General features: G+C 56.6%; 21 protein-coding genes. 14 read left to right on the top strand and 7 right to left on the bottom strand.

Annotated features, from left to right (window positions below; translation table 11 throughout):
* The first annotated feature begins 77 nt into the window (after positions 1 to 77).
* Genes dusA through Q1B13_RS04285 form a run of 4 tightly spaced genes read left to right on the top strand, consistent with a single transcriptional unit; the run spans position 78 to position 3,502 of the window.
* Complete coding sequence (gene dusA / locus Q1B13_RS04300; RefSeq protein ID WP_299076316.1) at positions 78 to 1,094, top strand: tRNA dihydrouridine(20/20a) synthase DusA; 1,017 nt, start codon at positions 78 to 80, stop codon at positions 1,092 to 1,094.
* A 39-nt stretch (positions 1,095 to 1,133) separates the two neighbouring features.
* Positions 1,134 to 1,958: a sulfite exporter TauE/SafE family protein gene (locus Q1B13_RS04295; RefSeq protein ID WP_299076653.1), complete on the top strand. Its 825-nt coding sequence runs from the start codon at positions 1,134 to 1,136 to the stop codon at positions 1,956 to 1,958.
* Positions 1,955 to 2,737: a hypothetical protein gene (locus tag Q1B13_RS04290; RefSeq protein WP_366870719.1), complete on the top strand. Its 783-nt coding sequence runs from the start codon at positions 1,955 to 1,957 to the stop codon at positions 2,735 to 2,737. Before Q1B13_RS04295 ends, Q1B13_RS04290 begins: the two co-directional genes overlap by 4 nt.
* Positions 2,738 to 2,773: 36 nt before the next feature.
* Positions 2,774 to 3,502: an STAS/SEC14 domain-containing protein gene (locus Q1B13_RS04285; protein ID WP_299076311.1), complete on the top strand. Its 729-nt coding sequence runs from the start codon at positions 2,774 to 2,776 to the stop codon at positions 3,500 to 3,502.
* A 601-nt stretch (positions 3,503 to 4,103) separates the two neighbouring features.
* Here Q1B13_RS04285 and Q1B13_RS04280 read toward each other — a convergent pair.
* From Q1B13_RS04280 to ccmI, 3 genes are read right to left on the bottom strand one after another with little or no spacing between them, the layout of a single operon-like run.
* Complete coding sequence (locus Q1B13_RS04280) at positions 4,104 to 4,337, bottom strand: DUF1289 domain-containing protein (protein WP_299076307.1); 234 nt, start codon at positions 4,335 to 4,337, stop codon at positions 4,104 to 4,106.
* Positions 4,338 to 4,353: 16 nt separating this feature from the next.
* Positions 4,354 to 4,818 carry a Holliday junction resolvase RuvX gene (gene ruvX, locus Q1B13_RS04275; protein WP_299076304.1) on the bottom strand — a complete coding sequence of 155 codons (465 nt, stop codon included), beginning with the start codon at positions 4,816 to 4,818 and terminating at the stop codon, positions 4,354 to 4,356.
* Positions 4,815 to 6,044 carry a c-type cytochrome biogenesis protein CcmI gene (ccmI, locus tag Q1B13_RS04270; protein WP_299076302.1) on the bottom strand — a complete coding sequence of 410 codons (1,230 nt, stop codon included), beginning with the start codon at positions 6,042 to 6,044 and terminating at the stop codon, positions 4,815 to 4,817. Before ccmI ends, ruvX begins: the two co-directional genes overlap by 4 nt.
* A gap of 176 nt (positions 6,045 to 6,220) precedes the next feature.
* Here ccmI and Q1B13_RS04265 point away from each other — a divergent pair, with 176 nt between their 5' ends.
* Positions 6,221 to 7,465: a sarcosine oxidase subunit beta family protein gene (locus tag Q1B13_RS04265; RefSeq protein ID WP_299076299.1), complete on the top strand. Its 1,245-nt coding sequence runs from the start codon at positions 6,221 to 6,223 to the stop codon at positions 7,463 to 7,465.
* 2 nt (positions 7,466 to 7,467) lie between these two features.
* Here the strand turns inward: Q1B13_RS04265 and Q1B13_RS04260 are convergent, their stop codons facing one another.
* Positions 7,468 to 7,629 carry a hypothetical protein gene (locus Q1B13_RS04260; protein ID WP_299076296.1) on the bottom strand — a complete coding sequence of 54 codons (162 nt, stop codon included), beginning with the start codon at positions 7,627 to 7,629 and terminating at the stop codon, positions 7,468 to 7,470.
* Between the two features lie 50 nt (positions 7,630 to 7,679).
* On the opposite strand from Q1B13_RS04260, the gene Q1B13_RS04255 reads away from it, so the two are divergent.
* From Q1B13_RS04255 to Q1B13_RS04235, 5 genes are all read left to right on the top strand, one after another.
* A complete protein-coding gene (locus tag Q1B13_RS04255; RefSeq protein WP_299076293.1) occupies positions 7,680 to 8,009 on the top strand; it encodes a sarcosine oxidase subunit delta in 330 nt (109 codons plus the stop codon).
* A 67-nt stretch (positions 8,010 to 8,076) separates the two neighbouring features.
* Positions 8,077 to 11,091: a sarcosine oxidase subunit alpha family protein gene (locus Q1B13_RS04250; RefSeq protein ID WP_299076290.1), complete on the top strand. Its 3,015-nt coding sequence runs from the start codon at positions 8,077 to 8,079 to the stop codon at positions 11,089 to 11,091.
* Positions 11,084 to 11,650, top strand: coding sequence for a sarcosine oxidase subunit gamma (locus tag Q1B13_RS04245; protein WP_299076287.1), 567 nt, complete (start codon positions 11,084 to 11,086; stop codon positions 11,648 to 11,650). Before Q1B13_RS04250 ends, Q1B13_RS04245 begins: the two co-directional genes overlap by 8 nt.
* Before the next feature lie 767 nt (positions 11,651 to 12,417).
* Entirely contained in the window at positions 12,418 to 12,891 is a 474-nt protein-coding gene (locus Q1B13_RS04240) for a hypothetical protein (RefSeq protein ID WP_299076284.1), read from the top strand.
* Positions 12,892 to 12,921: 30 nt separating this feature from the next.
* A complete protein-coding gene (locus Q1B13_RS04235; protein ID WP_299076281.1) occupies positions 12,922 to 13,347 on the top strand; it encodes a hypothetical protein in 426 nt (141 codons plus the stop codon).
* Between the two features lie 69 nt (positions 13,348 to 13,416).
* On the opposite strand, the gene Q1B13_RS04230 is transcribed toward Q1B13_RS04235, so the two are convergent.
* Together Q1B13_RS04230 and Q1B13_RS04225 are read right to left on the bottom strand one after the other, a co-directional pair.
* Positions 13,417 to 13,806 carry a hypothetical protein gene (locus tag Q1B13_RS04230; RefSeq protein ID WP_299076278.1) on the bottom strand — a complete coding sequence of 130 codons (390 nt, stop codon included), beginning with the start codon at positions 13,804 to 13,806 and terminating at the stop codon, positions 13,417 to 13,419.
* 100 nt (positions 13,807 to 13,906) lie between these two features.
* On the bottom strand, positions 13,907 to 14,668 hold the full coding sequence (locus tag Q1B13_RS04225) for an FkbM family methyltransferase (RefSeq protein ID WP_299076275.1): 762 nt from the start codon (positions 14,666 to 14,668) through the stop codon (positions 13,907 to 13,909).
* Between the two features lie 97 nt (positions 14,669 to 14,765).
* Between Q1B13_RS04225 and Q1B13_RS04220 the strand changes: the two genes are divergently transcribed.
* The 3 genes from Q1B13_RS04220 (at position 14,766) to Q1B13_RS04210 (ending at position 16,935) form a co-directional block, all read left to right on the top strand.
* Positions 14,766 to 15,365: a superoxide dismutase gene (locus Q1B13_RS04220; RefSeq protein WP_299076272.1), complete on the top strand. Its 600-nt coding sequence runs from the start codon at positions 14,766 to 14,768 to the stop codon at positions 15,363 to 15,365.
* 4 nt (positions 15,366 to 15,369) lie between these two features.
* Entirely contained in the window at positions 15,370 to 16,251 is an 882-nt protein-coding gene (locus Q1B13_RS04215; RefSeq protein WP_299076270.1) for a metallophosphoesterase, read from the top strand.
* A gap of 222 nt (positions 16,252 to 16,473) precedes the next feature.
* Positions 16,474 to 16,935 (top strand): host attachment family protein, encoded by a 462-nt coding sequence (locus Q1B13_RS04210; protein ID WP_298936157.1) that lies wholly within the window; start codon positions 16,474 to 16,476, stop codon positions 16,933 to 16,935.
* A 42-nt stretch (positions 16,936 to 16,977) separates the two neighbouring features.
* Here Q1B13_RS04210 and Q1B13_RS04205 read toward each other — a convergent pair whose 3' ends face one another.
* Positions 16,978 to 17,529: a TIGR00730 family Rossman fold protein gene (locus tag Q1B13_RS04205; RefSeq protein ID WP_299076268.1), complete on the bottom strand. Its 552-nt coding sequence runs from the start codon at positions 17,527 to 17,529 to the stop codon at positions 16,978 to 16,980.
* A 126-nt stretch (positions 17,530 to 17,655) separates the two neighbouring features.
* Between Q1B13_RS04205 and Q1B13_RS04200 the strand changes: the two genes are divergently transcribed.
* On the top strand, positions 17,656 to 19,017 hold the full coding sequence (locus Q1B13_RS04200; protein ID WP_299076266.1) for a LysM peptidoglycan-binding domain-containing protein: 1,362 nt from the start codon (positions 17,656 to 17,658) through the stop codon (positions 19,015 to 19,017).
* The last annotated feature ends 58 nt before the right edge of the window (positions 19,018 to 19,075 follow it).

Below are 19,075 nucleotides of genomic sequence, written 5' to 3'. Positions count from 1 at the left end.
GGCGAGAATGTGTTAATCCTCTGCGGCCCGATTCGGATTACCGATATCTCGAGACAGGCAAACAGGATTGCAAACCCTTGTATGACGGAGTCGTTGCTGTGACTGGCAAGGCCAACAAAGCCGCACGTTTAAGCGTGGCGCCGATGATGGACTGGACGGACCGCAATTGCCGGTACCTGCACCGGCTGCTGAGTTCGGAAACGCTGTTGTATACCGAGATGGTAACAGCTCCTGCTCTGGTCCGTGGCGGTGCCCTGCATTTGTTGGAGTACAATGATGCCGAACACCCGGTTGCACTGCAACTTGGCGGATCGGATCCGGAAGAGTTGGCGCGGGCTGCCCGAATTGGGGCGGATGCGGGATATGATGAGATCAACCTGAATTGCGGCTGCCCATCGGACAGGGTTCAGTCGGGCACCTTTGGTGCTGTGCTGATGAAAGACCCAATGCGGGTCGCTGAATGTGTCGCGGCGATGGGTGAAGCTGTGAATGTGGACGTGACCGTCAAGTGCCGGATTGGTGTTGACGCGCAAGAGCCGAGGGATGTTTTGCCCGCGTTTCTCGACCAAATTCGCACTGCTGGATGCGAGCGTGTCACGATTCATGCGCGCAAGGCCTGGCTTCAAGGCCTCAGCCCCAAGGAGAATCGGGACATTCCGCCCTTGGACTATGATCTGGTCCACCAGATGAAAGCGGATTTCCCGGATCTTCACATTTCCCTCAATGGGGGTGTCACGTCCTTGGATGAGGCGACGGCGCATTTGGATGCCGGCCTTGACGGCGTGATGATAGGACGAGCCGCCTATCACCAACCAACAGATATCCTGTCCGAGGCTGACACACGCATATTCAAGACGGGGACTGCCCGTGATCCGATTGCCATTGTTCGACAAATGGTTCCTTATGTCGAACGGCATATTGCCAATGGCGGGCGACTGCACCAAATCACGCGTCATATGCTCGGGCTATTTGCGGGACGGCCCGGCGCGCGAGCTTGGCGGCGGGCGTTGTCCGAAGGGGCAGTGCATGACGGGGCAGGACCCGAAGTTATGTTGCAGGCGCTGGATCGCGTGGCGCCTTTGGCCGAGGTTTGATCGAAGGAAACTCCGGTTCAAAGCCGGACTGGGGGAATGATGCCCGAGACGATGTTGCTGGCCCAGATGCTGGGCCTTTTGCTTGTGATCGGGGCGCTGGCCGGCGTGCTGGCCGGTCTTTTGGGGGTAGGTGGTGGTATCGTTTTGGTGCCCGCTTTTTTCTATGCGTTCCAGACGCTTGGATATGGTGGTCCACAGCTGATGCAATTGTGCCTGGCCACATCACTTGCCACGATCATCGTCACCTCGATCCGATCCGTTCTGGCCCATAACAAAAAAGGCGCAGTGGATTGGGATATCCTGCGCGGTTGGGGCCCCGGCATTGCAATTGGGGCCATCATTGGTGTTTTGGTGGCCTCCGCCTTGAGGACCGAGGCGTTGCAGGCGTTGTTTGGTGTTTTGGGTATGTTGATCGGGGCCTATCTGGGGCTTGGCCGCTCGGACTGGCGACTGGGTGACGCAATGCCCAAAGGCGTCAGGCGCGCTGCGCTGTCGCCATCGGTCGGGTTTCTGTCCGTCCTGATGGGGATCGGTGGTGGCAGTTTTGGCGTCCCGTTGATGAGCTTATACAACACGCCCATTCACCGGGCGGTGGCGACGGCGGCCGGGTTTGGTGTGATCATTGCAGTGCCGTCTGTTTTCGGCTTTCTGTTTCTGGCTATTGATGCGGACCATCGACCACCTTGGACTATTGGGGCTGTAAACCTTGTGGCCTTTGGAATCGTCGTGGCGATGACAATGATCACCGCGCCTTGGGGGGTTAGACTGGCCCATGCGATGGACCCGAAACCGCTAAAGCGCGTCTTCGCTGTGTTCCTGACGCTGGTGGCGTTAAACATGTTACGCAAGGCGTTGGGGTGGTGAAAGATTTCTGGTCCAAGGGATGGGTAAAGTTTCCCTACGATCCGACTTTGGCTGAATGGGTGAACCATGCTCTGCCTGTCGCCTGCGAATCCGTCTCCAATCCCGCATTTGCCGAATGGATGGATTGCGAAGGCACTTGGTTTGTTGGCGTGGATGCCTTGCCCAATGATACCGAGGGCAGGGTGGCACAGTCCCAGCCACTGTCTGGCCCGGCTATTGATTTTCTGGCGGAGCATTACGGCAAATTGCCTTTGCACAAGGGGCAGGTCTCGGTCATCTATCCCGGTTATCCGCGTCCGCGTAGTGGGGAAAGCGAGGCGGCGGGTCGGTATCGCCGAAACCGCGATGCGGCCCATGTAGATGGATTGCGCCCTATCGGGCCAGATCGGCGCCGCAGAGTCGACGAACCACATGCTTGGATTCTGGGTATTTCGCTCACCGAAGCAAGCGAGGACGCCGCGCCGATGGTCTTGTGGGAAGGGAGCCATATCCTCATCCGCGATGCGTTTGAACTCGCTCTTGCAGATCACCCGCACGAAACCTTGCACGAGGTCGACATCACCGAGGTTTATCAGGCGACACGTCGTGAGATATTTGAGACCTGCTGTCGGATCGAATTGCCTGCCAAACCCGGCGAGGCGTATCTGTTGCATCGCCATTGTCTGCACGGGGTGGCACCTTGGGGGGCAACTGCGACTGCGAGCCCCGATGGACGGATGATCGCCTATTTTCGACCGGAATTTGCCGGGGGTGTAGCCGAATGGATCAAACTTCCCTAACCTCTTGTCATTCATTGACATTGAGGGATTTGATCCATGATTACGGTTCATACAAATTCTGATGGCGCACTGATCGAGGTTGAGCTTTCCGGTCAGGTCACCAGCTCGGATTACAACAACACTCTGGTTCCTGCGATCGAGGCGGCCTTGGCCGAACATAACGCGGTGCGGCTGCTGGCAATCGTACAGCCTGAATTCAAAGGCTACGATCTGGGTGCGGCGTGGTCAGATACCAAGCTGGGCCTAAGTCATTGGCGCGGGTTCGAACGGATTGGCGTTGTGGCGGATCAGGGATGGGTTCAGACAAGTATTCGTCTTGCCGCTCCGATTCTGCCATGCCCTGTTCAGGTATTCGAAATGGCAGAACTAGAGGCAGCCCGCCGCTGGATGCGCGAGTCACTCGGTTCAATTCATGTCACCGATCTGGGTGATCCTTGTGTTCAGGTAAGCCTGTTGGGCAAGCTAGATCCCGAGGAATACAAGCAAGCGGAAAAGGACTTGGACGCGCTGTTACAAGACCGGTCGGGCTTCCGCCTGCTGATCGATCTGAGGGATTTCGATGGTTGGCAGGGGTTGTCGGCCCTTGCGGCTCATTTCAGGTTGGCCAGCCGGCATATCGGGATGCTAGACCGCGCGGCCATTGTCGGAGACAAATCCTGGCAACACATGGCGCAAAGGGTGGCCAGCCATGTACTGGGGACCCGAACGCAGTTTTTCGGGTCTGAAGATTATGAAAATGCCAAGAACTGGTTGGCGATCGGGTAATCTCGTTTCCGACATTTCGACCGGGGGCCTGCACCGGTCGGACCTCTTCGAAACGCGGCTATAATCGCACGATGCTTAACGCCAAACCGTCGATACAGGCGTACCGGAGACGTCACATTAAGACCTCAACTCGAATTCTGGCGTGAAGGACGTTACGTAAGGTATCACTTTTTGAGTTTATTTCTTGACTGATTGGTCAAAAAAATAAAAGAGCGAGGGTATTCCCTCCAAACCAGCGGGAATTCTGATAACTCGCATTGCGTCGCTGTGGATCGCCACTCACTCAAGCCGTTGTCTTCGAACTCTTTCCCCCCTCGGAGTTCAGACCAGATCTACAGTGACGCAGGACAAACCAAGTCGGAGTATCCGAAAGGCGGGTTATGCCGTTTGCAAAAAACATACTTCGGATACGTACGTTGAGCTTGTCCATCTCTGGTGCTCTACGTTCAGACCCGAGGCTCAGACGCTAACTACAAATCAATCCGAGATAGTCGAGCTGCTTCGACCCAAGCTTGGGGGCGAACAATTTGCATACGATTCGACTGCATGCAGGTTTCATGCGGCTAAGAAAACACACAAGTAACTATTTAGAACAAAGGCCTTAGGGCTGGTTCAATCTGGCCGCTCGTCCGCCACGCCGCTTGCCAAGCCTTGGTTTGCGCTCTGGCAGATCTGCCATCACCTCGGCCCGCTCGCTGCAGTCCATTTTGGACCACCTGGAGATCTCGTCGATGGTCCGATAGCAACCTGTACAGATCTTTTCGGTCGGATGGACGACGCAGATCTGGATGCAAGGGCTTTCAACCTCGTTCCGTTTCCAAACCATATTTGTCATCTGTGGTCTCCGACCGTTACAAAAAGCGCATCCTGTCGAGCGCCCCCTGCAAGATATAACCGGCAGCAACGTGATCGATAACCTGTCCGCGACGTTTTCGTGTCGTATCCGCCTCAAGCAGTGCCTTTTCTGCCGCAACCGTGCTGAGCCGTTCGTCCCAAAACCCGATTGGCAATTCGGTCAACCGCGACAGATTGCGGGCAAACGCACGAGTGGATTGGCAGCGCGACCCTTCGGTGCCGTCCATATTCTTGGGAAGGCCCAACAGGATGCCGCCAAGTTCACGGTCATCCACAAGCTCTAGTAAACGGGCGGAATCCAGCGTGAATTTCTTGCGTCTCACCGTTTCCAAGGGGCTGGCCACCGTGCGCATTCGGTCCGAAACGGCAACACCGATGGTCTTTTCACCCAAATCCAGACCCATCAGCGCAGACATCGGGGATAGGGCTGCGGCAAAGACTTCAAATTCATCGTGAATCATTGGGCAATCCCGGCCTGAAGTGCTGCTGCGTCGATCATGTCCAGCGCGGCGGCGTTGTCAGCAAACACGATCACAGCTTCATCGCGGATGTCTATGGCGCGCTGGGCCTGACCCAAAACACCAAGCGCCGCAATCAGACGGGCCCATTCCTCGGGCGATCCTCCTTCGGTGGCCAGACGGTCGGACAGTTGGTTCACCATCCCCTGAATCATCTCTTGCCGCTCTTCCGGGCTCAATTCGGCTGCGGCAGCAACGTCACCCTGACTTGGGCCGGGTTGGGCTGTTGCGGCACTCAGGTCGGGAGCGTTGAAAACACCGGCCCGGAAGGCCAGTTCTTCAATCTGTCCGCGAATGGCATCCGCCCATGGCGCGCCAGGCGGGGCGTCCTGCACGGTTTCCATCCACACGCGGTAAGCAATATCCGGTCGCCCAACCTGTGCCAGCATCTGGCCCCAATAATACCGGGCCGGACCATGCCGGGGATCAAGCTTAAGCGCCTGGTCCAAGGCCTGTTCGGCCTCGGGCGAGACATATCCACCTGCCGCAAGGATCATCATTTCGGCTAGATCCGAGTAAGCGTCCGCTGTCGCCGCTTCTCCGGATAACTCAACCACTTTCTTCTGGGCCGTGTATCCTGCCGTGAAATTGCCTGCGTTGGTTTCGTGCTGGGCCAGTAGCATATGGCCCTGCAGATCGTCGGGGCGTGCGGCAACCGTGTCGCGCAATTGCTTCAAAAGACTGGCATAGCTGTCTTCCAACTGCCGAGGCACAGCTGGGGGCGCCAATTCTTCAGCGGCGGTTTGAGAGGGCCGATTGGCACGGACCTCTTTGGCCATGTCCACCCTAGCGGTCAGAGGCATGTCTGGTAGTCCCACCGCCCCCATCCGGTGGTACATCGCCATGGCACCACCGATCAGAACCAGCGTGAGTAGCGCAATTGCAACGACCGATACAGATCGTGTTGGGCCACCGCTTTTGCCTTCGTCTTTCATTTGGGCGTCAGCTGCCAGAATGCGACGCGAGATTTCGGTGCGAACACGATCGGCATCGGCCTCACCAATCACGCCGCGAGCCAGGTCGCGGTCGACGCTCGCAAGCTGCTCACGATAAACCCGCAGGTCGTAGGCGGCCGCTGGCTCATCGCTGCGCCGGTTGCGCAACAGCGTGTAGCTTAGGAAAGCCGCAATCAGCAGCGCGACAAGAAATATCAGAACCCAGAACGTCATGGCCCCTCCGAAGTGGCTGCTCTGACTTAGACCCGCAGGCCGTCCGACAAAAGGGACAAATGGCCGCGAATGGCGCACATGTCGCAATAGTGCGTTATTGCGGCGTTGCACGGCAGGGGTAAACTGTCGGTACACGGCATATCTGCGCCCAATCACCGAACCGGATGGATTCGCATATGAAACACTATTCAGCCTTTGCTGTGGCGCGGGAAGCGCTGCGCCATCACACCGGATGGGAGCGCGCCTGGCGTTCGCCCGAACCAAAAAAGCGGTATGACGTCATCATCGTCGGTGCTGGTGGGCATGGTCTTGCGACCGCCTATTACCTGGGCAAGAATTATGGCATCCAAAACGTTGCAGTGATTGAAAAAGGCTGGCTGGGCGGCGGCAACACCGGGCGGAACACCACCATCATCCGGTCAAACTATCTTCAGGACCCGTCGGCGGCGCTTTATGAAAAAGCCCGCAGCCTCTACGAGGACCTAAGCCAGGACCTGAACTACAACGTCATGTTCAGCCCGCGCGGCGTCATGATGTTGGCCCAGACCCAGCACGAAATCCGTGGCTATCAGCGCACCGCCCATGCCAACGCACTTCAAGGCGTCAAGACCGAGTGGATCACGCCTGAACGTGTCAAGGAACTGGTGCCGATCATCAACCTCGACGGCCCGCGCTATCCGGTTCTGGGCGCGCTTTGGCAGGACCGCGGCGGCACCGCGCGCCACGATGCTGTGGCCTGGGGCTACGCCCGCGCATGTTCAGCCATGGGCATGGACATTATCCAGCAATGCGAAGTGACTGGCGTTCGGTCCGAAAACGGTCGTGTTGTTGGGGTCGACACCACGAAAGGCGCCATCGATTGTGACAAGCTGGGCATGATCGTAGCAGGTCATTCCGGTCAGCTGGCCGAAATGGCGGGTTTCCGTCTGCCACTCGAAGCGATTTCGCTGCAGGCGCTTGTGTCCGAGCCGATCAAGCCCTGCATGGACGTCGTCGTGATGGCCAACACCGTGCACGGCTATATGTCGCAATCCGACAAGGGCGAGATGGTGATCGGCGGAGGGACCGATGGTTACAACAACTACACCCAACGTGGATCTTTTCATCACATCGAAGAAACCGTGCGGGCTTTGGTCGAGACGTTCCCGATGATCTCGCGCCTGAAGATGCTGCGTCAGTGGGGCGGGATCGTGGACATGACTGGCGACCGGTCCCCGATCTTGTCGAAAACACCTTTGGGCGGGTGCTTTATCAACTGCGGTTGGGGCACTGGTGGCTTCAAGGCCATCCCTGGTTCAGGCTGGGGCATGGCACAGCTGATGGCCACTGGTCATTCACCGCTGACCGAAGCCTTCACGCTGGACCGCTTCAAAGAGGGCCGCTTTATCGACGAAAGCGTCGCCGCCGGGGTGGCGCACTGATGTCAGTCGCCAAAATGTGCACCGTGAATGGTATCGGAACTATTCGGGCTGTCCGAATTTGGCTTGATGGTTTTCTTTTCCTCAGATCTAAAAATGAAAATAGCGATCAAGCCAAAGAATACGAACGTGCCTACGGTGGTCAGAACAATGGTCAAAATATCCATGCGTACACTCTGCGCGTGTGGCTAAGAGAATTCAAGCGAGGAGTAGCCTCATGCTGATCCTGAATTGCCCCTATTGCGGCGTCGATGCCGAAGAAACAGAACTGGCCGCAGGTGGCGAGGCGCACCTGAAACGGTTCGGCCCAGACTCATCGGATGACGATTTCCACGACTATCTGTTCATGCGTGAAAACCCCAAAGGCGTTCATTTCGAACGCTGGCGCCATGCCAACGGCTGCGGCAAGTGGTTCCACGCGGCCCGTTGCACGCAAACACTCGAAGTCTTCGGCACTTACTCCGCGCAGGTATTTGAGCCGCCGAAAGAGATCAAGGATGCCATCACAGCCAAACGCCCTGGCTGGACGTGGAGAGAGCTCGACTGATGCTTCATCTTTTCAAAAATACTCCCGCCGGAGGCTCCGACGCCTCCATCTGCGAAAGGTCCGCATCATGAGCACCCGTCTCGCAAATCAAGGCCGACTGATTGACCGGTCCAAAAAGATCACCTTTACCTTCAACGGCACCTCTATGCAGGGGTACGAGGGCGACACGCTTGCTTCGGCCTTGCTGGCCAATGACCAGATGATGATGGGCCGGTCGTTCAAGTACCACCGCCCACGTGGCGTGGTCGCCAGCGGTGCGGAAGAGCCAAACGCGCTTGTCGGTCTGGGGCAGGGTAGCCGGTTCGAGCCGAACCAACGCGCCACAACGACCGAGCTGTTCAATGGTCTGACCTCTGTGTCGCAGAACCACTGGCCAAACCTGGAGTTCGACATCGGATCGGTGAATACCTACCTGTCCCGGTTTCTGCCGGCGGGTTTCTACTACAAGATGTTCATCCACCCCAAGCCATTCTGGAAACATGTGTACGAACCCTTCATCCGGCAGTCGGCCGGTCTTGGTAAAGCGCCGGACCAGGAAACCAAGGACGCCGACACCTATGAGCATTTCTACGCCTTCACCGATGTTCTGGTCATCGGCGGAGGTGTCGCAGGGCTGCAGGCCGCCAAGGCTGCCGCGCAATCTGGCGCCAAGGTCCTGCTGATCGAGCAGAGCGCCCATTGGGGCGGTCGCGCTCCGGTTGACGGCGGCGCGATCAATGGCGAGCCTGTGGATAAGTTCGTGGAACAATTGGTCTCCGAACTGGAAACAATGGATAACGTAACCATGCGCGCGCGCTGCATGGGGGCAGGTGTATATGACCACGGCTATGTGTTGGGCTACGAGCGTCTCAACGATCACAAACCGGGCACCCAAGGTCCTCGTCACCGCTTATGGCGTATCCGCGCCAAGCAGGTTGTCACAGCGACAGGGGCGATTGAGCGCCCGCTGTCATTTGCCGGAAATGACGTCCCCGGCGTAATGCTTGCCTCTGCTATGCGGGACTACACGGTCAACTGGGGTGTGACACCTGGTGAACGTGTGATTGTCGCAACGAACAATGATGACGCTTATCGTACAGCTATCATTCTGAAGCAGGCAGGTGTTGATGTGCTGCGGGTCGTTGACACGCGCGCCGCCGCGGGTCCGCTTGCAGAAGAAGCGCGTCAGCTTGGCATCCGGGTGGATCCGGGCAAAGCCATTGCCAAGGTCAAAGGCGGCAAGCGCGTCAAGAAAGTCGCGATCTGCAATCAGGAAGGTGTTGGCGGTGCCCGTGAAGAGGTCGAGTGCGATGCGGTTGCCATGTCAGGCGGCTGGTCTCCGGTCGTTCACATGTGGTCCCATTGCGGCGGCAAGCTGATCTGGGATGACGCAAACGCTCATTTCCGTCCTGATCCAAAACGCCCGCCTTTGGGCGCGGATGGCGCAGGGCTTGTCGTAGCCGCCGGCGCTTCGAACGGGCCACTGGCGCTGGGCGACGTGCTGACCGATGCGCATGCGGCAGGCAAGGCGGCCGCTAAAGCAGCGGGTTTTAAGCCCAAGAACACCAAAGCGCCCACTGGCGAGGCGACTGCCGAAGCGCCAATGGAAGCGGTCTGGCTGATGCCAGCGAATGCCGAGATTCAGCTGCGCGCGAAGTCCTGGCTGGATTTCCAGAACGACGTCAAAGTGTCCGACGTTCAGCTGGCAGCGCGCGAAGGATACGAAAGCGTTGAACATACCAAGCGCTACACCACGCTGGGTATGGCGACGGACCAAGGTAAGTTGAGCAATATCAACGGTCTGGCGATCCTTGCTGATGCTTTAGAATCCGAGATTCCTAAGGTCGGCACCACCACCTTCCGCCCGCCTTACACGCCCATTTCGATGGGTGCGATTGGCGGCGAGGCGCGCGGTGATACATTCCAACCCATCCGCCAAACACCAATGCACAGCTGGCACGACAAGAACGGGGCAGATTGGGAACCGGTCGGCCATTGGCGCCGGACTTATGCCTATGTTCGTCCCGGTGAGTCCGTGCATGACGCCGTAAACCGCGAAGTGACGAACACCCGCGAGAACCTCGGTCTGCTGGATGCTTCAACGCTCGGTAAGTTGATCGTCAAAGGTCCGGATGCGGGCAAGTTTCTGGACATGATGTATACCAACATGATGTCCACGCTGAAGGTCGGCAAATGCCGCTATGGCCTGATGTGTTCAGAAAACGGCTTCCTGATCGATGACGGCGTTGTTGCCCGTATAGACGAAGACACGTGGCTCTGCCACACCACTACGGGCGGCGCTGAACGCATCCATGGTCACATGGAAGAATGGTTGCAAACCGAGTGGTGGGACTGGAAAGTCTATGTCGCTAACGTGACCGAGCAATACGCGCAGGTCGCCGTCGTTGGCCCCCACGCCCGTAAGGTTCTGGAAACGCTGGGCGGCATGGATGTCTCGAAAGAGGCGCTGCCCTTCATGGAGTGGCGCGATGGCAAGATCGGTGACTTCGATTGTCGCGCCTATCGCATCTCTTTCTCAGGTGAATTGTCCTATGAGATCGCGGTGCCTGCTAGCCGGGGTCAAGCGTTCTGGGATGCTCTGATGGACGCGGGCAAAGAGTTTGGTGTGATGCCGTACGGCACAGAGTGTTTGCACATCTTGCGAGCCGAAAAAGGCTTTATCATGATCGGTGATGAGACCGACGGCACCGTGATCCCGCAGGATCTGGGGCTGCACTGGGCGCTGTCGAAAAAGAAAGAGGATTACCTAGGCAAACGCGCCCATTCGCGCAGCCATATGGCCGATCCCGAACGTTGGAAACTGGTCGGTCTCGAGACTGTGGATGGATCGGTTATCCCTGACGGGGCTTATGCGGTGGGTGAGGGCGTCAATGCCAACGGTCAGCGCAACATGATCGGGCGTGTAACTTCGACCTATTACTCGGCCAATCTGGGTAAAGGCATCGCCATGGGGCTGATCAAACACGGTCCTGATCGCCTGGGCGAGATTGTCGAATTCCCGGGCACCGATGGCATAATCTACAAGGCAAAGATCGTAGATCCGATCTTCTTCGACAAGGACGGGGAGAAGCAGAATGTCTGAACCCATCAGCGCACTGAACCACGCCAGCTATGACGGTATCGCCCGGGTCGAAGAATGCGGCCTGCAGGGTATGATCACATTGCGCGGCAACCTGTCCGACAAGGTTCTGATCAAGGCCGTGAAGGACGCGACCGGCCAGAAGATGCCGGGTCAGCGCGAAGCCAATGTCGACGGAGACACGGGCGTCTGCTGGATGTCATCGGATGAGCTGCTGGTTCTGGTTCCTTATGCCGAGGTTGAGGCCAAACTGGCTGCAATGAACAACGCACTCAGCGGTGTTCACGCATTGGCCGCCAACGTTTCGGATGCGCGCGCGGTCTTCCGGGTATCGGGCACGAGCGGGCGCGAGGTTCTGGGAAAACTGGCCCCGGTCGAACTGTCGGTCGCGGCCTTTCAGCCCGGCCAAATCCGCCGCTCGCGCCTTGCGCAGGTTGCCGGTGCTTTCTGGATGGACGATGCCGATACCTTCCGCGTGGTCTGCTTCCGGTCGGCTGCAGAATACGTGTTCAACCTGCTGAAAGTTGCGGCACAGCCCGGCAGCGAGGTTGGGGTTTACTAGGCACTCCAGAAACATTCACTGATTGAATTGTGGCCGCCTTACTACACTGGGGCGGCCATTTTCTTTTGGTCTTGCGGTCTCATCGAGGAAACATCTAGGGGTTTAGTTGATTAATATCGAAACCGACGTAGGTGTGTAGAACTCTCGCCCCAACGTAGAGCAAGAAGTTTGTCAATGAATATGGGTTAACCTATTGTTAAGATAATTTTTTTGTAAAGAAGAATGAGGCCTTGTTGATGGCCTTTTGACCCACGCACAACAATTTCAAAGAAAAAATGAACAGAATACTGCTTGCTTGCTTGATAGCCCTGTACGCTCAAACTTCACCGCTGGTTGCAGAGACGTACACCGAGACATTTGAATGTACGTTTGGCAAAGGGGTCCGAAACCGCCCAACGCCAACGCGCGTTCTGTTTTCGATCGACGAATTTGGTCGTTCGGCTTTATTGCGCAAAGTTGAAATTCCAAAGATCGACACTGTGAAAGGGTCCGGACGGATAACGCGGGACAGTATTAGACGGTTATCAATAGCGTGGCGAGCCCAAGAGTATACATATTTCACTAGTGGTAGAACAAAAGCGTCGAGTGAAGGTGTATTGCAGGCGTTTGATTTGCAGGGCGCAGAGTTTTCAATTTTTTTGGATCGCCACACAGGAAAAGCACGCGTGAGGTCCAGCGATGTACGGCTGAGTTCGCCTCGGGATGGCCATGCTAAAGGCAAATGCCTGCTTGTCACCGCGCCAAAATAAACAAACGGAGTTTCAAATTTGAAAACTAAGATAATCACCTTGGCGTTGAGCCTGTTGGTAACGCCCACAGCCGGAATTGCCGAAACCTTTAAAGAAAGTTTCGAGTGTCATTTTGGACGTGGCCTTGTGAATCGCCCGACGCCAAGCCACCTGGTTTTTTCGGTAGATGAATTTGGCCGCTCGGCACTCATCCATGAGGTCGATATTCCCGACATCAACACTCACTCCGGACCCGGCCGGGTCAAGCGCGACAGTATCCGGCGTCTTTCGATTGGATGGGTCGGTGAGAACTACGTTTATTCTGCAAGCGGACGCAGCATTGCGTCGAACGAGTCTGTTATTGATGCCATTGACCTGAAAACTCAGGAATTCTCAGTCTTTTTGGACCGGAAGACAATGAAAGCTACAGCTCGGTCGTCCTCACCCAGTGCCTATTTACCGCGGGATGGGTACGCCACCGGAAAATGCGTAGCGGTCGCAACGCCAAAGTAAATTCATAAGCATTTCGAGGGGTGCTAAATCATGAAGTTTGCTATCACAGCACTGGTTGCTGGATTGTTTGCTGGGGCTTCTCAAGCCGAAGTCATAACCTACGATTGTAGCTTGCATAACCTTGAGCAGGGTTGGATTTCTGAACGAGTCATCTTGAGCGTGGATGCTGAAAACAAGCGCGCCCGTGTGTACGATGTCTATATCCACGAACTGGATGGACAGCCCAAGGACACCAAATTCAAAACCACCCGCAAGGGTGAGTACAGAATGACATGGAAAATGAATATTCCCATGAGCCAAGGCGGGACTGCTTATGTCAGCTATACCGCGACGTTGAACCCGAAAACGCAAAAGCTGAATCTACTGGCACGGTTCCCACAGGTGAATGCGACCAACCGCCCAAGAGGCGATGGGCCTTGTAAGGTGCAGTCGGGCGAGTCGCTCTACGGCTCATGAGACCAGCGCGATTTATTCGCACCGGCTGCCAAGTGTGGTCGTCAAGCTCCGGTACTACCGGAGCTTGGCTTACTTTTGGATAAGACAAGTCCCGGTGCCGTAAGGTTTGTTTGAGGCGTTTGTGCTGACAAACGCCATTCTTACAGTCACACTTTTCTTGGTGGGGTTGAGATTGGCTTGGTATCGAACACGCAAGTTACCGCCTGCAGAGGCTGTCATTGTTCGGTTCCAGGACAGTCGATAGCCTTTGGCACCGCGATCTTTGAACCGTGTGGCAAGCCACTCGGGATTGTCTGCAACCAGCGCCGCTTTGTTTTCTGCATCCACGCGAAACGCGTATTCCTTCGCAATCCAGCCGTGGCTGTCCCGCTTGGTCATCGTGCAGCTATAGTTTACGGTTTCAGCGAGCGCGCCTTGCGCAAAAAATGTGGTGATAAAAGCTAACGTAAGATACTTCATTTTTTCCGATACTCATTGATTTAGCGTGTAAGACTGATCAATTTATCCGAGTAAGCGCAATGGCAAAAACCCGCTCGGTGATGAAATTTCCGACACTAAATCAACCGTGCAACAAGATCGTCCGGTATTGTGCAAGCGCCTCGGGCTCCAATAGCATCTCCACCTGAACTGGTTGCAGCTTGTCGGTGGTGATATTGGGGTAGAAACTCAGTTGCTCCAGCAGCGTTTTGGTGCGTTCCAACCTGTCCTGTTCGGCCAAAAGGGGGGAATGTAACGACAGGTACAGGGTTGGCCGTTGTTTTCGTAGCCAGGGCAATAGTGTTGGTAACACAAAGAACTCGGCTCCTTCGATATCCATCTTGACCAGCGACACAGCAGATAGATCATTGGCGGCTTCGAACTGATCCCATGCAATCGTCAACGCATCGCTGCCGTGTGCGCCGTCATGCAGCAGTGAGCTGGTGGAATCTCCTGGTTCACCCCTGACCGAAGCCATGCGCGCTACGCCGAACTGGTCCGAAAGTGCCACCCCAAAAGCCGAAACGTTCTGGATGTCGTTCAGCTCCAGATTCCACGCCAGATGCCGAAATGCCGTTGGATCCGGTTCGAAACACCAGACGTGTCGGGCTTTGCGGGCACCATACAGCACGGTCGGGCCGATCCACGCACCTATGTCCAGATAATCGCTGGTTGGGGACAGATACCTGTCGAGCACGGAAAAGGTCTCGGGCTCCCAGTCGCCAGCGGCCGCTTTGCGCCAGAATTTTGAATGATATGGATCCAGGCGGAACGGCTCGCCGTTCAGGGTGCCCGCATAAAATCCGCGGGCGCGGTAGAACATCTTGCGCGCCTGTGTCAGCATTGCCGCCTCCGGGTTTTCTTGTCTCAGCCCTTGACCTGCGACGGTTGCCAAAGCATTTAACCTTTGGAACCGCAACTTACATTTACAGGGGGCCGACATGGCTTTTGAACTTCCTGATCTTCCTTATGCACATGACGCGCTGGCAGCCAAGGGCATGTCCGCGGAAACGCTGGAATATCACCACGATCTTCACCACAAGGCCTATGTCGACAACGGCAACAAACTGATCGCTGGAACCGAATGGGACGGCAAGTCGCTGGAAGACATCATCGTTGGCACCTACGACGCAAACGCCGTCGCGCAGAACGGTATCTTCAATAACATCAGCCAGCTTTGGAACCACAACCAGTTTTGGGAAATGATGGGCCCTGGTGGCTACGCGATGCCCGGTGAGCTGGAAAAAGCTCTGACCGAAAGCTTCGGTTCGGTCGACGAGTTTAAGTCGCAGTTTAGCGCTGCTGGCGCCGGTCAGTTTGGCTCGGGCTGGGCATGGCTGGTCAAGAATGCTGACGGTTCGCTGGCTGTGACCAAGACCGAGAACGGTGTGAACCCACTGTGCTTTGGCCAGACCGCGCTGTTGGGCTGTGACGTTTGGGAACACTCTTACTACATCGATTTCCGCAACAAGCGTCCGGCTTATCTGTCGAACTTCCTCGACAATCTGGTGAACTGGGAAAACGTCGCGTCGCGGATGTGATCCATTGACCCGACGAGGGTTCATCAAAGGCCTGCTAGCGGTGGCGCTGGCAGGCCTTTTTGCGTCCCTGTATGGGTTTTTCATTGAACCGGCTTTGCGGTTGCGCGTGCGGAAATGGCGGTTGAAGCGTCCGGACTGGGCCGCGGCACCTGTGCGTATTGCTGTTCTGGCCGATTTGCATGCGGGTGAACCCCATGTCGGATTGCGCAAAATTCAGCAAATTGTGCGGCGCACAAATGCGTTATCGCCCGATTTGGTATTGTTGCTTGGAGACTACGCCGCAGGGCACAAGATGGTGTCCCGCGCAGTGCCAATTGCGGACCTGGCCCGCCTATTGGTCGGTCTGCATGCGAAACACGGCGTCTATGCCGTGTTGGGCAACCACGATTGGTGGGATGACCAAAACGCGCAAAAGCGCGGTGGAGGCCCTAACATCTATGCACAGGCACTTGAGCAGAACGGGATACCAGTGCTGTCTAACGCGGCAATCAAACTGGAATCGTTGGGGATCTGGTTGGCCGGGCTGGAGGATCAGCTTGCCCTGAAACGAGGTGGTCAGGAGTTTCAGGGATTGGATGATCTTCCTGCAACGCTTTCGCATGTTACCGATGATGCACCGATTGTGATGATGGCGCACGAACCGGACATATTTCCCACCGTTCCCGACCGCGTGGCACTGACCCTGTCGGGGCATACACATGGCGGCCAGGTGCGTTTGTTTGGCTGGTCACCAGTTGTGCCGTCGCGATTCGGCAACCGGTATGCATATGGCCATGTTCGCGAAGGCGGGCGCGATCTTGTGATCTCTGGCGGAATAGGGTGTTCGATCCTGCCGGTTCGCTTCGGCGTTGTTCCCGAAATCACGGTGGTTGAAGTGTCGACTTAGATCGGTGTTTTTTTGTCGGTGGAAAGCTGCCGACCTGTCAACAATCGGCATGAGTACCCATTGTAAGAACGCCCTCAATACATAGCTATACTGTGCGGGAGGAGAGAACCGCCAATCAATATAAAACAGCCGGGCAGCGCGCCAAAACCAAGGGCGCGTGACAGAACAACTGTGCCCGATAGTCGAGGGATATCCACATATTAGCCGTATCAGGAGATCACTATGGTCGCACTTGCACAGGGAACATGGGTTATCATTGCAGACGGGGAAAAGGCGCTGTTTATGGAAAACATAACAGACGCCGAAGATCCTAATCTGGTTGTCGTTTCAGTCGAAGAACAAGACAAACCGGTATCCAGACCATCAGACCGTGCAGGTCGGCGCAACGACGGTGGGCCAAAGCAGAAATCAGCAATTGAAGAAGCAACCTGGAAGGACCATGCAAAATCCTTGTTCGTGCAGGATCTGGCAGATCTTTTGAACCGCAAGGGGCTGAAGGGTGCGTATAAACGCTTGGTACTGGTCGCCAGCCCACATGTCCTGGGCCTGCTCAGACGCCGGCTGCACAGTGAAGTCCTGACCAAAGTTGTGGCAGAGGTGGATAAGACCCTGACCAATCACCCGCTTCACAAAGTCGAACAAGTTCTCAGAAAAAGTCTGCAACCGGCCAGACGACCAGCCTGATCTTTCAAACGGGCGGCTCAGGCTGCCCGTTTTGCCACAGTGTCAGGCCAACTTTTCCCGTAAGACCGCCATCGCCGTTTCAGCGTCATCGACCCAGGAAACGAAGTCGGCCATAGACGCATCAGCAAAGCCCTGGCCAATTACTTGATCCAGAAGCGTATGCAGCGCGTCCCAATATCCACCCACATTCACAATCAGAATGGGTTTGTCGTGCAGGCCCAACTGCCGCCATGTCAGCGCCTCGAACAGTTCGTCCAACGAGCCCGGGCCGCCGGGCAGAACAACAACAGCATCGGCGTTCATGATCATGACCTTTTTGCGCTCATGCATTGTCTCTGTGACCACGAAGCGTGTCAGGTCAGTCTTGCCGACCTCACGTTGCAGTAGATGCACCGGAATGACGCCAAACGTGTCGCCTCCGGCCGCTTGGGCGGCGCGCGCGACCTCTCCCATCAACCCAACATCTCCGGCACCGTAGACCAGCCTCCAGCCTTCGTGGGCCAGAAGCGTCCCGAACTCATGGGCGGCTTCGGAATAAGCCTTATTCGCGCCATTGCGTGACCCGCAATACACACAGACGGATTTCTGAGACATCAAAGGGGCTCTCCGGGGTTGTGTCAGAAGTTTTGACCCGTGATAGCGGGATTGATAGATTGGCTCAACTGTCCGCCGGAACGCTTTTGACTCAAGATGTTCGCTGCGCGGAGCGAAAGGAAAAGAATGGACGCCAAATCGGGAAACGGAAACTCGGGCAATTTCATCTGGGGTGTCATTGCGGGTCTCATCGCGATCCTGGGAGCGGGTGGATTGTACCTCTCTGGCGCTTTTACCAGCGCGCCAGAGCCAGAAGACGCACCGCAGGAGCAAACCGTGTCCGCGCCTGCGCAGGAGACCGAACAGCCGGAACAAAGCTCTGCACCCGCCGAGGCTGACGGAAGCGCGACGGAAACTGACGAACAGACTGCAGAAACGCCGGCCGTACAGCCTGCAACTGAGCCCGCAGATCCGGCGAATGCGGAACCTGGTGAGCCCACCGAAACAGGGTCCGAAACCGCGTCGGCGGATGGCGCAGGGCAAGTGGCCAGCCCGCCCGTTTTGGACCAAATCTTCGTTGAAACAGATGGCAATGCGCTGTTGTCCGGCTCGGCTGAACCAGGTAGCCAGATACAGGTTCTGTTGGACGGTGAACCGGTTCACGAGTTTACGGCAGACAGCAGCGGTCAGTTTGCTGAATTTGTCTCGATCCCTTTTAGCGACGATGCGCAGGGTCTTGTGTTGCAGACAACGCAGGGCGATCAGACGGCGAAATCGGATGACTACCTGATTGCGGCGCTGCCTGAACCCGCCGAGGAAGAGGTCGCCAGCGCAGAAACCCCCGCTCAACCCGAGGCGACGACGACTGAGACGCCAGAACAGCCTGCAATCGCGGAAGTCGGGGATACGCCAGACCAATCCGAAGATGTTGCCGAAGCCGCGAGCACCGGAGTGCCATCCGCAGAGCCTGCCGAAGATACCAGTGATGACCAACAAGTTGCCGTCCTGCGATCGGGTGAGGAGGGGGTCGAATTGGTGCAACCCCCATCGACGCCAGACACGGACCCTGAGCAGGTGGCATTGGACACCATCGGGTATTCGGACACTGGTGACGTACAACTGACAGGGCGTGTACAGGATGGGTCTGCCGTGCGCCTGTATCTGAACAACGAACTTGTGGCCGATCTGGCACCTGGAGAAGACGGCAATTGGCGTGGTGAGCTCGAAGGGATTGACCCAGGGGTCTATACCTTACGGGTAGATGAGGTGACATCAGACGGAACCGTACTCAGCCGCGTCGAAACCCCCTTCAAGCGCGAACCGGTTGAGGTTCTGCAGGCCGCTGAAGCCGAGGATCGACCTCAGACATCGGATGAAACACCACCGATCCGTTCGGTGACCGTGCAAAAGGGCGACACGCTATGGGCCATCTCACGTGACAGGTTTGGTGACGGAGTCCTGTACGTAAAGCTGTTTGATGCCAATCGCGAGTTGATCCGTGACCCGGATCTGATCTATCCCGGGCAGGTCTTTACAGTCCCTCAGTAAAAAACGCCTCTGGCCCGTCACGGGCCAGGGTCTATCTCTGACCGCAGACAAGGCACGT

Source organism: uncultured Ruegeria sp., assembly GCF_947489545.1.
GTDB lineage: Bacteria > Pseudomonadota > Alphaproteobacteria > Rhodobacterales > Rhodobacteraceae > Ruegeria.
Note: the sequence above shows the minus strand (reverse complement) of the source record. Positions and strands in the feature narration are given on the sequence as shown.

Bases quoted from the DNA above. Each gene is read 5' to 3' on its own strand.
- Q1B13_RS04295 (WP_299076653.1), top strand. From the start codon at position 1,134: ATGCCCGAGACGATGTTGCTGGCCCAGATGCTGGGCCTTTTGCTTGTG.
- Q1B13_RS04285 (WP_299076311.1), top strand. From the start codon at position 2,774: ATGATTACGGTTCATACAAATTCTGATGGCGCACTGATCGAGGTTGAG.
- Q1B13_RS04280 (WP_299076307.1), bottom strand. From the start codon at position 4,337: ATGACAAATATGGTTTGGAAACGGAACGAGGTTGAAAGCCCTTGCATC.
- ruvX (WP_299076304.1), bottom strand. From the start codon at position 4,818: ATGATTCACGATGAATTTGAAGTCTTTGCCGCAGCCCTATCCCCGATG.
- ccmI (WP_299076302.1), bottom strand. From the start codon at position 6,044: ATGACGTTCTGGGTTCTGATATTTCTTGTCGCGCTGCTGATTGCGGCT.
- Q1B13_RS04265 (WP_299076299.1), top strand. From the start codon at position 6,221: ATGAAACACTATTCAGCCTTTGCTGTGGCGCGGGAAGCGCTGCGCCAT.
- Q1B13_RS04260 (WP_299076296.1), bottom strand. From the start codon at position 7,629: ATGGATATTTTGACCATTGTTCTGACCACCGTAGGCACGTTCGTATTC.
- Q1B13_RS04255 (WP_299076293.1), top strand. From the start codon at position 7,680: ATGCTGATCCTGAATTGCCCCTATTGCGGCGTCGATGCCGAAGAAACA.
- Q1B13_RS04250 (WP_299076290.1), top strand. From the start codon at position 8,077: ATGAGCACCCGTCTCGCAAATCAAGGCCGACTGATTGACCGGTCCAAA.
- Q1B13_RS04245 (WP_299076287.1), top strand. From the start codon at position 11,084: ATGTCTGAACCCATCAGCGCACTGAACCACGCCAGCTATGACGGTATC.
- Q1B13_RS04235 (WP_299076281.1), top strand. From the start codon at position 12,922: ATGAAGTTTGCTATCACAGCACTGGTTGCTGGATTGTTTGCTGGGGCT.
- Q1B13_RS04230 (WP_299076278.1), bottom strand. From the start codon at position 13,806: ATGAAGTATCTTACGTTAGCTTTTATCACCACATTTTTTGCGCAAGGC.
- Q1B13_RS04225 (WP_299076275.1), bottom strand. From the start codon at position 14,668: ATGCTGACACAGGCGCGCAAGATGTTCTACCGCGCCCGCGGATTTTAT.
- Q1B13_RS04220 (WP_299076272.1), top strand. From the start codon at position 14,766: ATGGCTTTTGAACTTCCTGATCTTCCTTATGCACATGACGCGCTGGCA.
- Q1B13_RS04210 (WP_298936157.1), top strand. From the start codon at position 16,474: ATGGTCGCACTTGCACAGGGAACATGGGTTATCATTGCAGACGGGGAA.
- Q1B13_RS04205 (WP_299076268.1), bottom strand. From the start codon at position 17,529: ATGTCTCAGAAATCCGTCTGTGTGTATTGCGGGTCACGCAATGGCGCG.
- Q1B13_RS04200 (WP_299076266.1), top strand. From the start codon at position 17,656: ATGGACGCCAAATCGGGAAACGGAAACTCGGGCAATTTCATCTGGGGT.